Here is a 21,190-nt window from a genome sequence, read left to right as displayed (position 1 = left end):
TCCGGAATGATGGAGCCGTGAAGTTCACCAAGGGCCACGGCACCGGCAACGACTTCGTCATCCTGCCCGACCCGGAGAGGCAGCTCCCGCTCACCGCGGAGTTGGTCGCCGCGCTCTGCGACCGGCGGCGTGGGATCGGCGCGGACGGGGTGCTGCGCGTGGTACGCGTCCCGCACCATCCGGAAGCAGCCCGTCTGGCCGCTTCGAGCGCCTCCGCCTCTGACGCGGACGCCGATGGGGGTACGGCGGAGTGGTTCATGGACTACTGGAACGCCGATGGCTCCATCGCCGAGATGTGCGGCAACGGAGTACGGGTCTTCACCCGCTATTTGATCGATGCCAAGCTTGCCGAGCCGGTCGATGGTGGCCTGCCGGTGCTTACCCGGGCCGGTCTGGTGCGTGCGCTGGTTCGTGAGCAGGACATCGCGGTCGACATGCGGCTGCCCCGCCTCTACGACCAGGGGGCGGCCACCGTCGCCGGGCTGACCCTGCCCGGTACGGCGGTGGACTGCGGCAACCCGCATCTGGTGTGTGTCCTGCCCGACGGCGTCGAGTTGTCGGACCTGGATCTCAGTCGCGCGCCGGGATTCGACCCGATGCTCTTTCCCGCCGGGGTCAATGTCGAGTTCGTCACCCCGGCTCTGCCGGTCGAGGGCGCCGACCTGCACGTACGGATGCGGGTCTACGAGCGGGGGTCGACCGAGACGCTGTCCTGCGGGTCGGGGGCCTGTGCCGTCGCGGCGGTGGCGTTGCGGGACGCCGGTCTGGCCGCCGGAGAGGTGGCCGTCGACGTGCCCGGCGGCCGCCTGACCATCACCCTGGACGAGGAAAGCTGCTGGCTCGCCGGTCCGGCCGTGCTGGTCGCCCACGGCGAGGTCGACCCAGCCGCGCTGCGGTGTTAGGAGCCCCAGCCGCGCTGCGATGTTAGGAAGGGCCCCTTCTTATGCAAAAAGCGATAAGAAGGGGCCCTTCCTAACATCAGTTGGAGAGCGGGTTGGCCGGAGCCGCGTTCTCGGCGGCGATCTCCGGCAGGTCGGCCGGGCCCGGGTCGGCGGCCGGCGGGGGAGCCGGCAACTGGGCGGCGGCCCGGACCGCGGCGGCCACTGCCGGGGCTACCCGCGAATCGAAGACGCTCGGCACGATCACCGTCGGGTTGATCTTGTCTTCGCCCACCACGTCGGCGATCGCCTGGGCCGCCGCGATCGCCATCTCCTCGGTGAACTCCTCGGCGTGCGCGTCGAGCATGCCGCGGAAGACGCCCGGGAAGGCCAGGACGTTGTTGATCTGGTTGGGCTGGTCGGACCGGCCGGTGGCTACCACCGCCGCGTACTTACGGGCCTCCCGAGGGTCGACCTCGGGGTCCGGGTTGGCCAGCGCGAAGACGATCGAGTCCTTGGCCATGGCGGCGATGTCGTCGCCAGTGAGCAGGTTGGGGGCGCTCACCCCGATGAACACGTCCGCACCCCGGACCGCCCCGGCCAGGTCACCGGAGTAGTTGTCCTTGTTGGTGTTCTCGGCCAGCCACTGCCAGGCCGGGTTGAGGTCGGACAGCCCACGGTGCAGGGCACCCTGCCGGTCGTACGCGATGATGTCGCCGACGCCCTGGCGGAGCAGCAGTTTCATGATCGCCGTACCAGCGGCGCCGGCGCCGGAGACGACCACCCGTACGTCGGCGAGCTGCTTGCCCACCACCCGCAGCGCGTTGGTCAGCGCGGCCAGGACGCAGATCGCGGTGCCGTGCTGGTCGTCGTGGAAGACCGGGATGTCCAGCAGCTCCCGCAGCCGCGCCTCGATCTCGAAGCAGCGCGGCGCGGCGATGTCCTCCAGGTTGATCCCGCCGTACCCGGGGGCGATGGCGCGCACGATCGAGACGATCTCGTCCGGGTCCGTGGTGTCCAGCACCACCGGCCAGGCGTCCACCCCGCCGAACCGCTTGAACAGTGCCGCCTTGCCCTCCATGACCGGTAGCGCCGCCGCCGGGCCGATGTCGCCCAGGCCGAGCACTGCCGTGCCGTCGGTAACGACCGCGACCGTGTTGCGCTTGATGGTCAGCCGGCGGGCGTCGGCCGGGTTCTCCGCGATGGCCAGGCAGACCCGGGCGACCCCCGGGGTGTACGCCCGGGACAGCTCGTCACGGGTACGCAACGCCACCTTGGGCGCGACCTCGATCTTGCCGCCGAGGTGTAGCAGGAACGTCCGGTCGGAGACCTTGCGGACATCCACCCCGTCCAGGGCGGACAACGCCGCGACCACCTGGTCGGCGTGACCGGAGTCGGCGGTGTCGCAGGTGAGGTCGACGATTACGGTCGTCGGGTCGGAGTCCACCACGTCCAGCGCGGTGACGATCGCACCAGCTTCCCCTACGCAGGTGGTCAGCCGGCCGATGGCCGAGGCGTCGGCGGTGACGCCGATTCGGATGGTGATCGAGAATCCGGCGCTCGGCAGGCGGGTGGTCGCCACGTGATCCCTCCGTTTGTGGTGGGGCGGTCGGTCGGCCGCCGCTCTGGCATTCTTCCCCGGCACCGTTTGGGCTCTGTCAGCACCCCGGGTTAGTCCCGAAATTCCGGCATTTCGGGCGCTGTTGGTCAACGTTGCCATAGGTCCGCCGGGACGGGAGAGTTGGGCAGGTCACGCAGCCGAGCTTTGCGTTGCCCCATCGGGGGAAACTCATCAGCCAGCACGGCGCAGAGTCGGGCGAATATAGCGGGTGCGTCCGGCGACCATGCGTGTCAGGATTGGTCGGCACGGACCAAACGGACAGGAGAGCAGCTTGCGACACCAGGAGAGCTTCGTTCCCACGGCGGACGAAGAACTCGCCGCCACCACCGGTGAGCTGGAGCTGGAGGATCGCCAGGCGCTGCGCCGCGTTGCCGGCTTGTCCACCGAGCTCACCGACGTCACCGAGGTCGAATACCGGCAGTTGCGGCTGGAACGGGTGGTTCTGGTCGGCGTGTGGACCGAGGGTTCGGTCACCGACGCGGAGAACTCCCTCACCGAGCTCGCCGCGCTCGCCGAGACCGCCGGATCCCAGGTCCTGGAAGGGCTGATCCAACGGCGTACCCGGCCTGACCCGGCCACCTACATCGGTCGGGGCAAGGTCGACGACCTGGGCGCGGTGGTCCTCTCCACCGGGGCGGACACAGTGATCTGCGACGGGGAGCTGTCCCCGTCCCAGCTGCGCAACCTGGAGCAGCGGACCAAGGTCAAGGTGGTCGACCGGACCGCCCTGATCCTGGACATCTTCGCCCAGCACGCCAAGAGCAAGGAAGGTAAGGCGCAGGTCGAGCTGGCCCAGCTCGAATACCTGTTGCCCCGGCTGCGGGGTTGGGGTGAGAGCCTGTCCCGGCAGAGCGGTGGTAGCGCCCGGGTGGGTGGTGCCGGTGGTGGTGTGGGTCTGCGTGGTCCCGGTGAGACCAAGCTGGAGACCGACCGCCGACGGATCCGCACCCGAATCGCCCGCCTGCGGCGGGAGATCAAGGGCATGCGCACCGTACGGCAGACCAAGCGCTCCCGGCGCTCCCGTAACGCGGTGCCGGCGGTGGCCATCGCCGGTTACACCAATGCCGGCAAGTCCAGCCTGTTGAACCGGCTGACCGGCGCCGGGGTGCTGGTGGAGGACGCGCTCTTCGCCACCCTGGACCCGACCACACGTCGGGCGTACGCGGCGGACGGGCGGGTCTACACCCTGTCGGACACGGTCGGATTCGTCCGGCACCTGCCACACCAGATCGTCGAGGCGTTCCGCTCGACGCTGGAGGAGGTGGCCGACGCCGATCTCGTCGTGCACGTGGTCGACGGAGCCCATCCGGACCCGGAGGAGCAGGTCCGGGCGGTCCGCGAGGTACTTGCCGAGGTGGGGGCCGACCGGCTGCCCGAACTGCTGGTGGTCAACAAGACCGACGCGGCCGACGAGGAAACCCTGCTACGGCTCAAGCGGGAGTGGCCCGAGGCGGTGTTCGTGTCCGCCCGAGCCGGCCGGGGCATCGACGAGCTGCGTACGGCGATCGAGAGCCGGCTGCCCCGTCCTGCGGTCGAGGTACGCGCGGTCCTCCCGTACGACCGGGGCGACCTGGTCGCCCGGGTGCACCAGCGGGGTGAGGTGCTCGGCAGCACACACACCGGTGAGGGGACGGTGCTGCACGTACGGGTCGACGAGGCGCTGGCGGCGGAGTTGGCGCCGTACCGGGTAATGGAAAGTGCTCGGTAACGCACCCACGGTTATGGATTACGCTGCGCCGCGACGATCGAAGGCATCGTGCGACACTGAGCGAATGCGGCGTAGTGTGTCCTCGATCGCGTTATCCCTCGGCATGATTGGCGTGACTCTGGTCGCGACCGGCACACCCGTGCTCGCCGTGGAGCCTGGCAAGAAGGTCTGCACGATCAACGATCCCCGACTGCGCGAGTTGTCGGGTCTGGTGGCTACCGAAGACGGGTACATCGTTGTCAACGATGGCACCGAGATCGAGAGCCGCAAGAAGGTCTTCTACCTCGACAGCAATTGCAAGGGCAGCAAATCGGTCGAATACAGCGGCAACGGTCCGTTCGACACCGAGGATCTGGCCCTGTCAGCCGACCGTAAGACGCTGTGGATCGCCGACATCGGTGACAACGCCACCAGCAGCGAGCGGCGGACGAGGGTGGTGCTGTGGAGCATGCCGGCGGATGGCTCCAAGAAGCCGGTACTGCACCGCCTCCGCTACGAGGATGACAAGCCCCGGGACGCGGAAGCCCTCATCATGGGCGACGACAACCTTCCCATCATCATCACCAAGTCGACCGGTAAGGCGGAGATCTTCACGCCTACTGCCCCGGTACCCGCCAACAACACCGAACCGGTAGCGCTGAAGCGGGTCGGCGAGTTGACCGTTCCAAAGACGACCACCGAGAACCCGCTCCAGGCGGCCGGGCGGGTCGCCATCACTGGTGCGGCCCGATCGCCTGACGGGGCCCGCGTGGTGGTACGCACCTATGCGGACGCCTTCGAGTACGACGTGACCAACGGCGACATCGTCAAGGCGTTGACGACGGGCCGGCCCCGGGTCACCCCGCTCAGTGATCCGTTCGGGGAATCCATCACCTACACCCCGGATGGGGCCACCTTCCTAACCGTTTCCGACGCCGGCAATCTGGGTGACGACACTCCGGTGACCATCCTGAGCTATACGCCGTCGAAGACGTTGGCTGCGGACACCAAGGAGGAGGCGGAGAAGTCCACCGACGAGCGGTCATGGATGGACAAGATCGACCTCGACGACGTCACCTATCTGATCATCGGAGTGGGTCTGTTCGGCGTGGTGCTGGTCGGTCTGGGCGTTTTCGGGATCATCCGGGCCCGACGCAACCCTCGCGCTCCCGAACCGAGCCGCCGGGGAAAGAAGAATGACGGATCCGGTCCGCCGGGCGCGGTCGGTGATGGTGACCCATCGGACCAGCGTGGCGAGCGGGGCGGGGCACCGGACCGGCGCGGCGAGCGGGGCGGTGCGCCCGGCCGACGGGACGACCAGGATGCCTGGTTCGGGCGGCAGGCCGGCCCAGGGGATCAGCCGGAATCGTCCTTCGTCCCGAGCCGTGGGGGGAACGTCCGGGGCGCGGCCCAACGACCGGAAGCAGCGGACAGCCAGCGGCCACGTGGTCAGGAGCCGGGAGGGCGTACCGGCGGGGTGTACGGCGGTGGCCGTTCCGACGGCGGTGCGGTCTACGGCGGTTCATCCCCCGGCGGGGTGTACGGGGGCAGTCAGGCTCCGGGGCGTACGCCCTCGGGCGGTTACCACGGCGACGGCCGACCGGCCGGTGGTGGGCGTGGCCCCGGCTCGGGGCGGCCGGGAGGCGGGCGCGGTCCTGACGACGGCGGCCGGCGCGGGCCGAACCCACCCGAGCCAGGCGGCTACCGCGACGAGCGTTATCGCTGACTTGGTAGCGGCGCGCCGAGCTACGTTCGGCGCGCCGCCCCAACGGTTGCCGATCCGGATCGCGGACGGGTCCGGTCGTCGGTCAGAAGAGTCGGCTCGAGGGTCAGATTCGGCGTAGTACCGCCACCACGCGGCCCATGATGGTCGCATCGTCACCGGGGATCGGGTCGAATGCGGAGTTCTGCGGCATCAACCAGACGTGCCCGTCCCGACGGCGGTAGGTCTTGACCGTCGCCTCACCGTCGAGCATCGCCGCGACGATGTCTCCGACGTCCGCCGTCGGCTGCTGGCGCACGACCACCCAGTCACCGTCGCAGATCGCGGCGTCCAGCATCGAGTCGCCCTTGACCTGGAGCATGAAGACCTCGCCCTCGCCGACGAGCTCGCGCGGCAGCGGGAAGATGTCCTCCACCGCCTGCTCTGCGAGGATCGGCCCACCAGCGGCGATCCGACCCAGCATCGGCACGTACGCCGGCTTGGGTCGCTGTGACCGGCTGTTCTCGTCGTCGAGCAGGTCGCTGGGTGGGCGTACGTCCACGGCCCGGGGGCGGTTGGGGTCGCGCCGCAGGAAGCCCTTCCGTTCCAATTCCTTGAGCTGGTAGGCGACGCTCGACGGGGAGACCAGTCCGACCGCCTCGCCGATCTCGCGAACGCTCGGCGGATAGCCGTGGCGTTCCACCCAGCTGCGGATGAACTCCAGGATCCGGCGCTGCCGGGTGGTCAGGTCGGTGCTGGCCGGGTCGGGAAATGTACTCACCACGGGGGTGACGGCCCGCAGCGTCGGCTCGGTGCTCCGGGCCCGGGCTCCGCTCCGACGGCGTGTGGTCACGGTGTCGGCGACGGTCTGCGGTGAGTGGTCCTGCCGGCTCGTCCGGTCGTCGGTCGACACGTCCGTCCTCCCTGGTCGGCGATGAATGCCTCGGCGGCTCGTGGTGCGTGATGGCAACGTGACGTCGGATCGCCGAATGAGCGGGCCGACGTTGGTTGTTCACGACCGTATAGGTGAGATCGGCTATTTTCAAACATCTGTACGACCTGCTGCGGCGTGTCGCAGGTCAAACGCCCACATTCGAACACCCGTTCTGATACGCCAATCGTACGTCGGGCTGTCCGGTTGGCGGTATTTGCCAGTAAGGGTCGACGTTTGTTTGCTCGCGGCAGGCCGATTGCCCAGCGGTAGCCGCGATTGTCCGGCGGCAGGCCGCGGGCGTTCTGTGGTGGGGCGAGGTTGTTTTGTGGCCATGGGTAACCGTCCGTTGGCCTGGGGTGTTGGGAGGGTGAAAGGCATGTCACGCCCACGCGGGTCAACTTGACCGGAAGTCCTCTGCGGCTTACGGTTCAAACCCAAGATGTAGTAGTCACAGGCGTGTAAGTTGCCCACTGGTTGGGGTTAACTACCCACCGCTCCCGCGTACAGTCAGCCCAACGGCGTACCACCATACCGGTGTCGCCGAGGCTTCCGGCTGCCCGGCGGGCGGTACGCCGTGCGCTAAGCGAGGAGGTCGATGATGCGGTGCCCGTACTGCCGCCATGCCGATTCCCGGGTCGTCGACTCGCGCGAGGCCGACGACGGTCAGCTGATCCGCCGCCGGCGGGCCTGCCCGGAGTGCGGCAAGCGGTTCACCACGGTCGAGGAGGCGGTGCTCGCCGTCGTCAAGCGCAGCGGGGTCACCGAGCCGTTCAGTCGGACCAAGATCGTCGGGGGGGTCCGCAAGGCCTGCCAGGGGCGACCCGTGGACGAGGATTCGATCGCCCTGCTCGCCCAGCGGGTGGAGGAGACGGTACGGGCCAAGGGGGCCGCCGAACTCCCCAGCCACGATGTGGGGCTGGCGATCCTCGGACCACTGCGCGAGCTGGACGAGGTCGCCTATCTGCGCTTCGCCAGCGTCTACCGCTCGTTCGACTCGCTGGCCGACTTCGAGCGCGAGATCGAGATGCTGCGAGCCGCTGCGGTGGCCCGAGCCCAGGCTGCTTCGGCCGACCAGACCGCGCCGACGGCCGGAGCCGACGCCGGGAGTGAACCGGCCGCCACGGCACCGGCCGCTGGTCGTACCAATTAGTTTCCGTTCTTTTTGATCAAGTCGATTGCGCGGCGGTCGGCCGCGCGCACGCGAGGGGGCGAATGAGATGGCGGGGGAAGGCGTGACAACAGGTAAGGGACGATCCCGGGCCGCGACGGGCCTGAAGGTCGAGCGGGTCTGGACCACCGAGGGGGTGCACCCGTACGACGAGGTGGCGTGGGAACGTCGCGACGTCGTGATGACCAACTGGCGGGACGGCTCGATCAACTTCGAGCAGCGCGGGGTCGAGTTCCCCGAGGCGTGGAGCGTCAACGCGGCCAACATCGTCACCACCAAGTACTTCCGGGGGGCCGTCGGTACGCCGGAGCGGGAGTGGTCGCTGCGGCAGCTCATCGACCGGGTGGTGAAGACCTACCGGGCGGCGGGGGAGCAGCACGGCTACTTCGCCAGCCCGGCCGACGCCGAGGTGTTCGAGCAGGAGCTGACCTGGATGCTGCTGCACCAGGTGTTCAGCTTCAACTCGCCGGTCTGGTTCAACGTGGGCACCACCTCGCCCCAGCAGGTATCCGCGTGTTTCATCCTTTCTGTGGATGATTCGATGGATTCCATCCTCGACTGGTACAAGGAGGAGGGGCTGATCTTCAAGGGCGGCTCCGGCTCCGGGGTCAACCTGTCTCGGATCCGGTCCTCCCGGGAGCTGCTCTCCAGCGGCGGCACCGCCTCCGGTCCGGTCAGCTTCATGCGCGGTGCGGACGCCTCGGCCGGCACCATCAAGTCCGGCGGGGCCACCCGGCGGGCGGCCAAGATGGTCATCCTCGACGTCGACCACCCGGACATCGAAGAGTTCGTGGTGACGAAGGCGCGCGAGGAGGACAAGATCCGCGCGTTGCGGGACGCCGGGTTCGACATGGACCTCGGTGGTTCGGACATCGTCAGCGTGCAATACCAGAACGCCAACAACTCGGTCCGGGTATCCGACGAGTTCATGCGGGCCGTGGACGAGCACGGCAAGTTCGACCTGCGCGGCCGGCTGGACGGCTCGGTCATCGAGACCATCGACGCCCGCGACCTGTTCCGCAAGATCTCGCAGGCCGCCTGGGAGTGCGCCGACCCGGGCCTGCAGTACGACGACACGATCAACGACTGGCACACCTGCCCGGAGACCGGCCGGATCACCGCCTCCAACCCGTGCTCCGAATACCTGCACCTGGACAACTCCTCGTGCAACCTGGCCTCGCTGAACCTGATGAAGTTCCTGCGGGCCGACGGCGGGTTCGAGGTGGAGAAGTTCGTCAAGTCGGTCGAGTTCGTCATCACCGCGATGGACATCTCGATCTGCTTCGCCGACTTCCCGACCGAGCGGATCGGTGAGACCACCCGGGCGTACCGGCAGCTCGGCATCGGCTACGCCAACCTCGGCGCGCTGCTGATGGCCTCGGCCCTGCCGTACGACTCGGAGGCCGGTCGTTCGCTGGCTGCCGCGATCACCTCGCTGATGACCGGTACGGCGTACCGCCGCTCGGCTGAGCTGGCCGGCGTCGTCGGCGCGTACGACGGCTACGCCCGTAACGCCGAGCCGCACAAGCGGGTCATGCGCAAGCACGCCGCCGCTAACGACGAGATCAAGCCGACCGGTGTGGTGGCCACCGAGATCGTCCGCGAGTCGACCAAGCAGTGGCAGCTCGGCAACAAGATCGGTGAGGTAAAAGGGTACAGAAACGCCCAAGCTAGCGTACTTGCACCAACTGGGACAATAGGTCTTATGATGGACTGTGACACCACCGGGGTCGAGCCGGACCTGGCGCTGGTCAAGTTCAAGAAGCTGGTCGGCGGCGGCTCGATGCAGATCGTCAACCAGACTGTGCCGCGCGCGCTGCGCAGCATTGGCTACCCGGAGGAGCAGGTCGAGGCGGTCGTCGAGTACATCGGTGACCACGGCCACGTTGTTGACGCGCCGGGCCTGAAGACCGAGCACTACGCCATCTTCGACTGCGCGATGGGCGAGCGCTCGATCGCGCCGATGGGCCACGTACGGATGATGGCGGCGGTCCAGCCGTTCATCTCCGGTGCCATCTCCAAATGCGTTGTCGGCGAGACGCTGATCGCCTCGGGTGAGGGGCTGATCCGCATCGGCGGCCTGCACCGGGGGGAGGCCGAGGACACCTTCCGCGCGGAGAACCTGGAGATTTCTTCGCTAGATGGTTACCGCAAGACCGACGCCTTCTACTATGGCGGCGTCCGTCCGGTGCGTACGGTGACCCTACGGTCGGGGCACACCGTAACCGGCACCTTCCCGCACCGCCTGCTGACCAGCGGCGATGAAGGCCTGACCTGGAAGACGCTGGGCGAGATCCAGCAGGGCGACTTCGTGGCCATCCAGTACGGAGCCGAGATGTGGGCGACACTGCCGGCCAGCCTGCGGGACATCGAGGTGTCCGCACCGTACGGCAACCAGAAGACGGTGACGCTTCCCCAGGAGATGAGCGAGGAGCTCGCCTTCCTGCTGGGTGCCTACGCTGCGGAGGGGCACACCACCCGCAGTACGTGGACCGTGACGATCACCAACTCGGTGGACGCGGTGCTGGAGCGGGTGCAGGCCGCGTGGCGTGACCTGTTCGGAGTGGCCGCCCGCATCGAGCGGCAGCCCGGCAAGTGCCCGGCGGTAGTGATGTCCTCGAAGGCCGTCGTGGAGTTCATGACGGCGTTGGGTTGTGGCTCGCGGGCATCGGAGAAGCGTATTCCGGATGCCGTGCTGCGTTCGCCCCGCTCGATGGTGCTCGCCTTCCTGCAGGGGCTGTCGTTGGACGCCTACGTGACCACCGCCACCGCACCCAAGTGGGCGATCTGCCTGGACAGCCCCGCCCTGCTGGACGATCTGCAGGCGGTGCTGACCAACTTGGGTATCGTCCACGGTCGGGTCAGCAAGTACAACGCCGAGTACGACAAGTCGTACGACGAGGTGTACGCGGCGGGATTCCAGGGCCAGCTCATGGCGAGCCTGGTGCCGTTCCTGGAGCCGGACAAGGCTACCGCTGCGGCGCGGTACCTCACCGAGTCCTACGGCTCAGGTACGGCGGATGTGGTGCCGGGGATTACCGGTCACGAGTTGTACGAGTTGATCCCGGCCGGTAAGCCGGGCCGCAACGGCGTCCGCGGTCAGCGGAGCGACTTCGCGTTCCTGCTCGACCCCCGTACAAAGCAGGTCACCCGCCGGACGGTGGAGCGAGTCGCGAGCCTGCCCGGCGTGGAACTACCGAAGTGGCTGCGTCAGGTACTCGAGGGCAACCTGCACTTCTCGCCGGTGGCCGCTGTGGTGGACGCGGGCGAGCGCGAGGTGTTCGACCTGTCTGTGCCGGAGACCCACGCATTCGTCGCCAACGGCATCATGAACCACAACACCGTCAACATGCCGGAGGCGGCGACGGTCGAGGACGTCGAGCAGATCTACTTCGAGGGCTGGAAGCTGGGCCTGAAGGCGCTGGCGATCTACCGGGACAACTGCAAGGTGGGCCAGCCGCTGTCAGTTGCCAAGCCGGCGAAGGCCGCCGAGGCGGCGAAGACGACCGAGGTGGTCTCGGCAGGGGCGGAGAAGACGGTCGAGAAGGTCGTCGAATACCGGCCGGTGCGCAAGCGGCTGCCGAAGAAGCGCCCGTCGTCGACGGTGTCCTTCTCGGTCGGCGGGGCCGAGGGCTACCTCACCGCGTCCTCCTACCCGGACGACGGGCTGGGCGAGGTCTTCCTCAAGATGTCCAAGCAGGGCTCGACGCTGGCCGGGGTGATGGACGCCTTCTCGGTGGCCATCTCGATCGGCCTCCAGTACGGCGTGCCGCTGGAGACGTACGTCAGCAAGTTCACCAACATGCGCTTCGAGCCGGCCGGGATGACCGACGACCCGGACATCCGGATGGCGGCCTCGGTGATGGACTACATCTTCCGTCGGCTGGCGCTGGACTTCCTGCCGTACGACGAGCGGGCCGAGTTGGGCATCTTCACCGCTGCCGAGCGGGCCGCGCAGGTCCGGGCGGAGGCCGAGGCGGAGAGCGGGTTGGACCTGACCGCGATGGCCGCGTCTGCGCCGGTGGCCGAGAAGTCCGACTCGGCGGCCGAGGTCGAGGTGGTCGCGGCCAGGCCGGCACCGCAGGTGGGTTCCTCCACCGAACTGCTGGAATCGGTGATCGGCAAGGCCGCCGACGCGCCGCTCTGCTTCACCTGCGGTACGAAGATGCGTCCGGCCGGTAGCTGCTACGTCTGCGAGGGCTGCGGCTCCACCTCCGGCTGCAGCTGAGCCTGATCAAAGGGATGTCCCCCGGACTGTTGACGTCCGGGGGACATCCCTTTGCTGTATGACGCAACAGACGCGTGTGCTGATCGATGCTCCGCAGGGACAGTTGCGGGATTCATCATTATCTTCGTTGTGTCGCTCGAACCTCTTGTGCTGACCGTGGATCTGTTGCTGGACTCGGCGCTGGCTGAGGAGCCGGTCGACCGGCCGTATGCCGTAACGACGCTGCTCCCCTACCTGGGGCAGTCGCAGTTGGAACGGGTGTGGGCGTTGGGGATGGACACCACCATGCAAGTCCAACGCGCGCGAGTGTTCAGGGAACTGGTGGATTATCTGGATGCGAGCGCGTGGGGGTAGTGCGTGAGGTCGCGCTGGTTCCGATGGCACTGGCCATGCCACACGACGATATCGAGGGACTGGCAGCCCTGGCCCCGAGACTCGACGGTGCCCAGCGGGATTCGACTAGCCGTAACAGGATTCACGTTACGAGGGCCCGGCTACTCCACGATGCTGCAGAGGCCCACCGCGCCGAGTCATAGCCGTTCAGCGCAGCAGATTTGCTGGCCACCTTTAGCAGCTGACCCTGAGCTGGGGGCCGTGCCGTGCTGGTCGAGCACGGCACGGCACGTACCACTCAGTGCCGGCGTAGTCGGGACTCGATCGCCTCGATGACGCGCGGGCGGAGTTCGGCGGCCCGGATGACGGCGTCGACCGAGCCGACCTTGACCGCGCGTTGGATGTTGTGCACTCGGTCGAACTCGGCGGCCACCTCGCCGAGCTTCTCCGCGCGGACCGACGACCGGAGTTCGTCGAGCTCGGCGGCCAACGCGGCGCGGTCGGCACCGGAGGCGGCCCCGACGCGGTCCGCCAACTCCCGTACCCGGGGGTCGGCGGCGGTGCGGGCGTTGACCTCGCCGGAGAACACCACTGCTGCGGCGGGGGCACCACCGAGCACCGAGGCGAACGACCCTTCCAGCGCGAGTACGGTCATGTTCGGGTTCAGTGCCTTGGAGAAGACCACGAACGCGCCGCCGTGGTAGCGGGAGATCACACAGAACACGATGGGCCCACGGAAGTTCACGATCGCGCGGCCGATCTCGGCGCCGTACTCCAGTTGGAGCTTGCGCATCGATTCGGGCGAGCCGTCGAAGCCGGAGAGGTTCGCCAGCACCACCAGTGGCCGGTTGCCACTGGCCGTGTTGATCGCCCGTGCGGCCTTCTTGGACGACTGCGGGAAGAGCGTGCCCGCGGTGTAGGTGTCCGGGCCGTCGGTGGGTGGGAAACCACGCCGGGGCACCGACCGGGATTCGATGCCGAGCAGGCACACCGGCATACCGCCCAGGTGTACGTCCTGCACCACTGCGGTATCCGCGTCGGCCATGCCCGCCCAGCGTTCCAGCACCGGGTGGTCCTGGTCGGAGAGCGCCCGCATCACCGTACGGATGTCGAATGGCTTCTTGCGGTCCGGGTTCGCCTCGGCGGAGAAGATCTCCCCGACGGTGGTGAAGTCACTGTCCGCCACGGCGTGCGGGAAGGTGGAGATGTCGCGGTCGACGGGGTCGGTGCTGGTCGCCCGTCGGGGCGCGTCCTCGCCGGGGGCGACGTACGTGTGCTCGTAGTGCGCCATCAGTACGTCCCGGGCGGCGGCCAGGTTCGGGGCCCAGTATTGTGCCTGCCCGTTCGGGCCCATCACCCGGTCGTAGCCGCCGATGCCGAAGTTGTCCTCGGCCGAGACGCCCCCGGAGAAGTCGAGCGACTGCTTGCCGGTGAGCACCATCGCCGAGTCCGGCGTCATCACCAGGATGCCCTTGGTGTGCATGAGCATCGTCGCCTCGGCGTTCCAGTACGGCTGCGCGCCGACGGTGATGCCCGCGACCACAATGTTGATCTCGCCGCCGTCCTGGGTGAACTCGACGATCCGCTTGAGCGCCGCAGCCACCCAGTCCATGTTCTCCGTGCCCGAGGACATGGAGATCCGGGCCCCGGAGGAGAGCGCGTACCACTCCAGCGGCACCCGCATCCGCTCGGCCAGGTCCAGCGCGGCGATCACGCGACGGCACTCCGGTTCCGACAGTGCACCGAGTGACTTTGTCGGGTCACCGAGCAGCACGACCCGGATGACGCCCTGCGGGTGTTGCGGGGTTGGCGTGGTGACCACCCCGGCGACGATCGCCGCGCTGTTGCGCCCCTTCGGCCGGTCGACCGGCACCAGTGCCGGAGCCGAGCGCAAACCATCGGGCGACACGTGGTCGTCGTCGAGGTCGTACTCGACGAAGTCGCCGAGCATCCCGGTCAGCTCGTACGGGTACACCGCGTTGCGGCTGCTGGCCCGCAGCACCTTCTGCCGGTAGTCGTCGAGCGGTTCGACCGGCTCGTCCGACGGCTCGCCGATGGTCAGCTCGGCGCCACCGGTGGCGTTGAAGGAGATCCGGATAGCGATCTTGGTCAGCTCGCTGGTCTGCTGGTCGCGCTGCCGGGCGATGAAGAGGATCTCCTCCAGTCCGGCACCTGCGGTCGTCGGTCGTACCCGCCCGGCGATCATCTCGATCTCCTCGCGGGTGAGGTCGATCGGCGGCCAGACGTAGACCACGATCCGGTTGGTGTGGAACCGCTTCTTCGACGGCCGCTGCGCCTGCGCCCGACGGATCGAGTCGAGACAGGTGGCGATGGTGTCCTCGGCGGTCGGCAGGGCGATCAGTCGGCCGTCGTGCTCACGCAACTCGGTCAGGTCGCGTACCTGGGCGAAGGCGACGAGCCGGTCGTCGGCCGGGTTCTCCCGGGCCACGCACTGGAAGAGGTATACCTCCTCGTCGGACGAGCGCAGCCGGGTGAGGTCGAACTTGCTCAGCCGCTCCAACTGCATCCGCTGCGCGATGTACGGGTGCAGGCCACGGATCAGCCGATCCTCGACCATTCCCGTCGTCGCCGGGCGGAACGTGAAGTGGTGGTGCATCACCGCACCGCTTCGGCCCGCGACGGTGGTGGTGAGCCGGCGGACCTGGTGCGGCAGCGGGCACGCGTCGATGACCTCGTGTAGGGCGGCGGCCGTCGCGTCGAGGTCGGCTGGCTGCTTCTCCCAGGCCAGGTAGATGTCGGCGTCGATGGCCTTCTCGTCGGTGGCCAGTTCGGCGAGGCCACGCAGCACGCTGTCCAACGCGTCGAAGCTCACCGCGGCGGAGACCACACACGAGTCGGCGCGCTCGGCGACCACGAACGTGCAGCCAGCGGCCACCCTGGTCCGGACGCTCACGAGGCCCTTGTTGCCGTAGTACCGCCGGGTCAGCACCTCCAACATCACCGCGTTGTCCAGGTCGGTACGGACCAGCCGTTGGCCGAGTAGCCGTACCAGTGGCTCGGTGCTGCGTACCATTTCGGCGATGCGCTCGGTGCGGTCCGCCGCGCCGGGGTGTGCGTCCAGGTGGCGCAGGTGCCGGCGGACGTCGGCGTAGACCCGGGCCCGGTTGCGGCGCAGCAGCGGCTGGGCGAACCAGGCGAACACCACGCCACGGGCGAGGTCGGCCACGACGGGGAAGCGGACCTGTGTCGCGGCCACCAGCCGCTCCAGCGCGAGACCGGCCGGCTCGCGCAGCACCTCGTCCGGCGGCGACTCCCGCAGCCAGGCACGCAGCAACGTCGCCACGACCGTGGCGTCGACGGACGCGCGTTGCTGGGCAAGGAAGATCCGGAACACGGCGGCTTCGAGCGCGGGGGAGCGTTCCAACTCGGTGACCCCGTAGTGCCCGAGCGCCTTGGCGAGCCTGGCCTGGAAGGTTGCCGGCAGCCCGGCCCGCTCCACGTCGAGGCACCGCAGATAGGCGTGGAAGTGCTCGCGGGCGCTGTGTACGTGCCCGTCACCGCCGTCGTCGCCGGCCGGCCGGTTGCGGCTCAGTTCGGCGAGGTCGGCGAAGAGGTCGACGAGTTCGAGTTCCTCGGTCAGCGGCCGGTAGCCGTCGGCGATGCCGGTCTGGCGTGCGTTGAGATAGTCATCGAGCACTCGGCGCTCGTCGTGTGGGTCCACATCGAAGCCGAGCAGCAGACTGCGCAGGTCCTCTTGGCCTCGGGTGGTGCGGGCGCGCGTCGGAACCGCTGCCGGCGCGGTGGGCAGGTCCAACTCGACGGTGGTGGTCTGCGGATCGTCGGTGGTTTCGGTGCTGTCGTCGGTGAGTGGCTCCAGCCGGAGCAGTGCGGCACCGGCCTCCACCTGGCTGCCCACGGACACGGCACATTCCTTGAGCCGCGCCCTGAACGGTGCCCGCAGCACCGTCTCCATCTTCATGGCCTCCACCACCAGCACCGGTGCGCCCGCCTCGACCTCGTCGCCGACCCGCAGCGGGGTGGCGACGACCAGCGCGGGCATGGGCGAGCGGACGACGCCGCCCTCGTCCCGACTGACCCGGTGCGTGACGCCGTCCACCTCGACCAGGTGGATCGGCCCGTGGGTGCCGGTGAGCAGGTGATGACGGCTGCCGTTGACGACGACCTGCCCGGTGTGCCGGTCGAAGCGGTCGAGATCGACGTCGGCGGTGTGCACCTCGCCGCCGGCCTCGATACCGACGCGGAACCGGTGCGCACCGATCCGCGCGACCCGGACGCGGTAGCCGACGCCCCGCAGTTTGAGGTCCAGTGGACGGCCGCTGGAGTGCTGCACCTGCGGGCGTCCGCCGGCCGCCGTCGACAGCAGCCGCTGTCGTTCGACCCGCTCCTCCTCCTCGTACGCCTCGATGGCGGCGGCGGCCAGCGCGACGGCGGAGTGCCGGTGCGAGACGAGTCGACCCTCGCCGCGTACCCGGTCGATCCAGCCGGTGTCGGCGCTGGCGTCGATCACCTCGGGCTGGTCGAGCAGGTCGAGTACGAAGCTCTTGTTGGTCGCGCCGCCCTCGATGACCACCGTGGTCTGCGCCATCGCCCGGCGCAGCCGCCCGAGTGCCTCGTCCCGGTCCCGCCCGTAGGCGATGATCTTCGCGATCATCGAGTCGAAGTCGGCGGGGATGGTGTCACCCTCGCTGACCCCGGTGTCCACCCGGATGCCCGGACCGGCGGGCAGGTCCAGCCGCGCGATACGGCCCGGTGACGGTGCAAAATCGCGGTCGGGGTCTTCGGCGTTCAGCCGAGCCTCGATGGCGTGCCCGCGCTCCACCGGCGGCTTGCCTTTGAGCCGGCCGCCGGCTGCCACTCGAAGTTGCGCCTTGACCAGGTCGAACCCGGTGGTGGACTCGGTGATCGGGTGCTCGACCTGCAGGCGGGTGTTGACCTCGAGGAACGCGAACAGCTTGTCGCCTGGGTGGTAGAGGAACTCGACGGTCGCCGCACCGCAGTAACCGACCGCGACGGCCAGGCGTTCGGCTGACGCCTTGAGTTCGGCTACCTGCGCCCGGCGGAGTACCGGGGATGCCGACTCCTCGATGACTTTCTGGTTGCGCCGCTGCACCGAGCAGTCGCGCACGCCGAGTGCCCACGCGGTGCCCTGGCCGTCGGCGATTACCTGGACCTCGACGTGCCGGGCACCGGTGACCAGGCGTTCCAGGAACACGACGCCGCTGCCGAACGCCCGCGCCGCCTCCTGGCTGGTGCGCTCGTACGCGTCGGCGAGCTCGGCCTCGTTGGTGATTACCCGGATGCCGCGTCCGCCGCCGCCCGCGGTTGCCTTCAGCATCAGCGGGTAGCCGACCTGGGCTGCCGAGGCCAGGGCGGCGTCCAGGGTCTCGACCGCGCCCCGGCTCCACGGTGCGACCGGTACGCCGACCTCCTCGGCGATCAGCTTCGCACCGATCTTGTCGCCCAGCTTGCGCATCGCCTCGGCGCTCGGCCCGACGAAGGTGACGCCGATCTGGTCGCAGAGTTCGGCGAAGGCCGGGTCCTCGGCGACGAAGCCCCAACCGACCCAGGCGGCATCGGCTCGGGTCTCCACCAGCGCCCGTTCCAGCACCTTCAGGTCGAGGTACGGCCGCGCGGAGGCGGGACCGAGGTCGTACGACAGATCCGCTTCGCGGACGAACGTGGCCGTCCGGTCGACGTCGGTGTGCAGGGCGACGGTCTCGATCCGGGTCCCGGTTTCGGCAGCCAGCTCCCGGACGGCGTGGATGAGCCGCATGGCGGCCTCACCACGGTTGACGATGGCGACACGAGTGAACACCCGAACGAGCCCCTCCGGTAGACCAACGATGTGCGCGCCGTAACACGGCGCCCCCCAGCACTGTTCACCCTTCCGTCTACCGGCTGGCAGCACCATGTCGCGGACAGCGAATGCTGCCCGGCCCATGTTGTAGGAAACGACCAAAAATCGTTGGCTGTCTACGCCCGGTGGTGGCGACGTCGTCCGGTGACCGGGGCAAAAGAAGCGTGCGTAACCGGGGAGAAGAAGAACGACCGGGGAGCCGGCGGGAAGCCAGCTCCCCGGTCGCGGGGTGTCGTACGACGGGCGTCGGCCCGGCCTGGGTCAGGAGGAGTAGCCGCGTTCGGCGATCCAGTGAGCCAGGTTGATGGTGCTCATCCAGTAGGTGCCGTCGCCCTGCGGGGCGGCCGGGTCAGCGACCCGCACCTTGCGCCCCTCGTCCTGGTAGCCGACCACGGTGACATAGTGGCCGCCCGGGTAGGAGCGGGTGGTTCCGTTGGTGTCGGTGCCGCTACCCCGTACGTTGGCGATGACGGCCTTGTCCTGGTCGATGGCTTCGGCGACGTCAGCCTGGAGGCGGTCCATCTCGGCCGGGGTGGCCGACGGCCCGGGGATGGCGGTGGTCTTGTAGTCCTTGCCGGTGACTTCCTCCAGCACCCGGGTGGTGTCCTCGGCGGAGTTGGTGCCGCTGGGGGTGGTGCCCAACTTGCGGGCCATGTCGTCCTGGCTGTGCGTGTGGCCGTTGGCGCTGGCCGCGATCCGGGCGGCGGCGGGGCCGCAGTAGTAGTAGTTCTCCTGGGCCCGGTACTCGTACCGGAGTTCCTTCTCCTTGGCCGACTCCTTGGCCGACTTCTTGGCGGTGCCGACACTCGGCGCGGCTTGTGCGGCGGCCGGGCCGGTGAGCGCGGCGGCGGTGACGGCGATGCCGACGGCGGTCAGTGCGGTCTTGGCGCTGGTGGCCCTGGTGATGGCCGGGAGCCATCGGGTGAGGCTGGTCACGATGGTTGCCCTTCCGTCCGGGGGATGGGAACTTGTCCCGGCTCGGCGAACACCGGTCCGGGGTACGGCGAACGCCCGGGCGGGTGCTCGGGCGTCACAGAGAGTGCAACCAGCAGCAGCGGTCCGCCATTCCAGGAAATTCCAGGAATGTTGCGCAATGTAGTGATCGGAGAGTGGCGGGGAAGTAGCCCACCCGGGCCGCAGGGCGGCTGGGCCGCAGCCCAACAGCCCGTCCGGGCGGCCGGGGGACATACCGTACGGTTGGCCGCATGCGGGGTGAGCAGGGACGGCGACTGCCGCTGGCGCCGCGACCGCTGGACCAGCCACATCCTTGCCGGCTGGCGCCGGACCACCCAGCCCGGGACCTGATTCTGGTGGCCCACGCCGCCGCGCTCGCCGCCGGCGAGGCTGGCTACCCCGATCCGGACACCGGCCTCTTCGTTCTCACCGCCGGCTTTCTGGCCCGTCGTGGGACCTGTTGCGGCCGGGGGTGCCGGCACTGCCCGTACGTCGCAGACGGGCCGGTCGGTGAGCGGACAGCCACCTTCCCGCCGGACCGGTAGCCTCCTGGCCCATGTCGAGGTACGTGGTGATCGGCGGGGGCATCGTCGGGCTGGCGACCGCGCATCGGATCCTCCTGGATCGGCCGGATGCCGAGGTGACCGTGCTGGAGAAGGAGCCGCGCCTGGCCGCCCACCAGACCGGCCACAACTCCGGGGTGATCCACGCCGGGGTCTACTACCGGCCGGGCAGCCTGAAGGCGCGGCTCTGCGCGGCCGGCAGTCGGTCGATGGTCGAGTTCTGCGCGGAAAACGACATACCGGTACAGATGTGTGGAAAGCTCATCGTTGCCACGGACGAGGGTGAACTGCCCAGACTGCGGGCGCTGCACGAGCGGGCGGTCGCCAACGGGCTGCCGGTACGCCTGATCGGCCCGGCCGAGGCCACTGAGCACGAGCCGGCCGTACGGTGTGTCGAGGCGCTGCACGTGGCCTCGACCGGCATCGTCGACTTCACCCGCGTCAGTCAGGCATTGGCAGGGCGAGCCGAACAGGCGGGCGCCCGGATCCGACTCGGGACTCGGGTCACCGGGATCGTCACCCGGGGTGACGAGCAGGTGATCCAGACCGCGGCTGGTGACGTGGTGGCCGATGTGCTGGTCAACTGCGCTGGGCTGCACGCCGATCGGGTGGCCCGGCTGGCCGGCGTGACCCCTTCTGCGTCGATCATCCCGTTTAGGGGTGAATATTACGAATTGCGGCCGGAACGGCGGGACCTGGTCCGAGGCCTGATCTATCCGGTACCGGACCCGAGGTTTCCCTTTCTCGGCGTACACCTCACCCGCATGATCGACGGCGGGGTGCATGCCGGCCCCAATGCCGTACTGGCGCTGGCCCGGGAGGGCTACTCGTGGCGGCGGATCGACCCGCGCGCGGTGGCCGAGCTGGCTACCCAACCGGGGCTGTGGCGACTGGCCCGCCGCCATCTGCACTACGGACTGACCGAGGTACGCCGTTCGCTGTCCCGTCGCCGGTTCGCGCGCAGCCTGGCCCGGCTGGTGCCCGAGCTGACCGAGCGGGACCTGATGCCCGCCCCCGCCGGGGTACGCGCTCAGGCGGTCGCCGCCGACGGCACGCTGATCGACGACTTCCTCATCGTCACCCGCCCCCGGCAGGTACACGTGCTCAACGCGCCGTCGCCAGCGGCGACCAGCTCGCTGGAGATCGCCCGACACATCGTGGCCCAGCTGCCGATCGACGGCTCAAATCGCTGAGCAGGGCGGTTGCCCGACGGTCGGCCAGCCGTGGAGACCGGGCTTTCGCTGTCGCCGGGCAACCCGTACGGTGTGCCACGGACCTACCGG

12 protein-coding genes and 1 pseudogene are annotated in these 21,190 nt (G+C 68.9%); 9 read left to right on the top strand and 4 right to left on the bottom strand.

Annotated elements, in window-relative coordinates:
• The first annotated feature begins 17 nt into the window (after window positions 1–17).
• Complete coding sequence (gene dapF / locus ACWDV4_RS11745) at window positions 18–902, top strand: diaminopimelate epimerase (RefSeq protein WP_449977071.1); 885 nt, start codon at window positions 18–20, stop codon at window positions 900–902.
• Between the two features lie 76 nt (window positions 903–978).
• Here the strand turns inward: dapF and ACWDV4_RS11740 are convergent, their stop codons facing one another.
• Entirely contained in the window at window positions 979–2,460 is a 1,482-nt protein-coding gene (locus tag ACWDV4_RS11740) for a malic enzyme-like NAD(P)-binding protein (protein WP_449977068.1), read from the bottom strand.
• Window positions 2,461–2,770: 310 nt separating this feature from the next.
• Between ACWDV4_RS11740 and hflX the strand changes: the two genes are divergently transcribed.
• Window positions 2,771–4,207, top strand: a complete 1,437-nt coding sequence (gene hflX / locus ACWDV4_RS11735; protein WP_449977065.1) for a GTPase HflX — start codon at window positions 2,771–2,773, stop codon at window positions 4,205–4,207.
• A gap of 64 nt (window positions 4,208–4,271) precedes the next feature.
• Complete coding sequence (locus ACWDV4_RS11730) at window positions 4,272–5,912, top strand: hypothetical protein (RefSeq protein WP_449977063.1); 1,641 nt, start codon at window positions 4,272–4,274, stop codon at window positions 5,910–5,912.
• A gap of 103 nt (window positions 5,913–6,015) precedes the next feature.
• Here ACWDV4_RS11730 and lexA read toward each other — a convergent pair whose 3' ends face one another.
• Entirely contained in the window at window positions 6,016–6,801 is a 786-nt protein-coding gene (lexA, locus tag ACWDV4_RS11725) for a transcriptional repressor LexA (protein WP_449977060.1), read from the bottom strand.
• A gap of 619 nt (window positions 6,802–7,420) precedes the next feature.
• Here lexA and nrdR point away from each other — a divergent pair.
• From nrdR to ACWDV4_RS11705, 4 genes and pseudogenes are all read left to right on the top strand, one after another.
• Window positions 7,421–7,972 (top strand): transcriptional regulator NrdR, encoded by a 552-nt coding sequence (nrdR, locus tag ACWDV4_RS11720; RefSeq protein WP_449977222.1) that lies wholly within the window; start codon window positions 7,421–7,423, stop codon window positions 7,970–7,972.
• Window positions 7,973–8,039: 67 nt separating this feature from the next.
• Window positions 8,040–10,019 (top strand): annotated as a pseudogene (locus ACWDV4_RS11715) (vitamin B12-dependent ribonucleotide reductase); the annotation flags it as partial.
• On the top strand, window positions 9,993–12,218 hold the full coding sequence (locus tag ACWDV4_RS11710) for a TSCPD domain-containing protein (protein WP_449977220.1): 2,226 nt from the start codon (window positions 9,993–9,995) through the stop codon (window positions 12,216–12,218). The pseudogene ACWDV4_RS11715 and the gene ACWDV4_RS11710, both read left to right, overlap by 27 nt.
• 129 nt (window positions 12,219–12,347) lie before the next feature.
• Entirely contained in the window at window positions 12,348–12,572 is a 225-nt protein-coding gene (locus tag ACWDV4_RS11705) for a hypothetical protein (RefSeq protein ID WP_449977058.1), read from the top strand.
• 277 nt (window positions 12,573–12,849) lie between these two features.
• Here the strand turns inward: ACWDV4_RS11705 and ACWDV4_RS11700 are convergent, their stop codons facing one another.
• Both ACWDV4_RS11700 and ACWDV4_RS11695 read right to left on the bottom strand, forming a co-directional pair.
• Complete coding sequence (locus tag ACWDV4_RS11700; protein WP_449977055.1) at window positions 12,850–18,348, bottom strand: ATP-binding protein; 5,499 nt, start codon at window positions 18,346–18,348, stop codon at window positions 12,850–12,852.
• A gap of 303 nt (window positions 18,349–18,651) precedes the next feature.
• Window positions 18,652–19,326 carry a C39 family peptidase gene (locus tag ACWDV4_RS11695; RefSeq protein WP_449977052.1) on the bottom strand — a complete coding sequence of 225 codons (675 nt, stop codon included), beginning with the start codon at window positions 19,324–19,326 and terminating at the stop codon, window positions 18,652–18,654.
• Between the two features lie 269 nt (window positions 19,327–19,595).
• Here ACWDV4_RS11695 and ACWDV4_RS11690 point away from each other — a divergent pair, with 269 nt between their 5' ends.
• Window positions 19,596–19,889 (top strand): DUF5522 domain-containing protein, encoded by a 294-nt coding sequence (locus tag ACWDV4_RS11690; RefSeq protein ID WP_449977049.1) that lies wholly within the window; start codon window positions 19,596–19,598, stop codon window positions 19,887–19,889.
• Between the two features lie 11 nt (window positions 19,890–19,900).
• On the top strand, window positions 19,901–21,100 hold the full coding sequence (gene lhgO / locus ACWDV4_RS11685) for an L-2-hydroxyglutarate oxidase (RefSeq protein ID WP_449977046.1): 1,200 nt from the start codon (window positions 19,901–19,903) through the stop codon (window positions 21,098–21,100).
• The last annotated feature ends 90 nt before the right edge of the window (window positions 21,101–21,190 follow it).

The organism is Micromonospora sp. NPDC003197 (assembly GCF_053590565.1).
The sequence above is the reverse complement of the archived record's forward strand: the minus strand, read 5'-3'. Positions and strand labels throughout refer to the sequence as shown.

Bases quoted from the DNA above. Each gene is read 5' to 3' on its own strand.
- ACWDV4_RS11730 (WP_449977063.1), top strand. From the start codon at position 4,272: ATGCGGCGTAGTGTGTCCTCGATCGCGTTATCCCTCGGCATGATTGGC.
- nrdR (WP_449977222.1), top strand. From the start codon at position 7,421: ATGCGGTGCCCGTACTGCCGCCATGCCGATTCCCGGGTCGTCGACTCG.
- ACWDV4_RS11690 (WP_449977049.1), top strand. From the start codon at position 19,596: ATGCGGGGTGAGCAGGGACGGCGACTGCCGCTGGCGCCGCGACCGCTG.
- lhgO (WP_449977046.1), top strand. From the start codon at position 19,901: ATGTCGAGGTACGTGGTGATCGGCGGGGGCATCGTCGGGCTGGCGACC.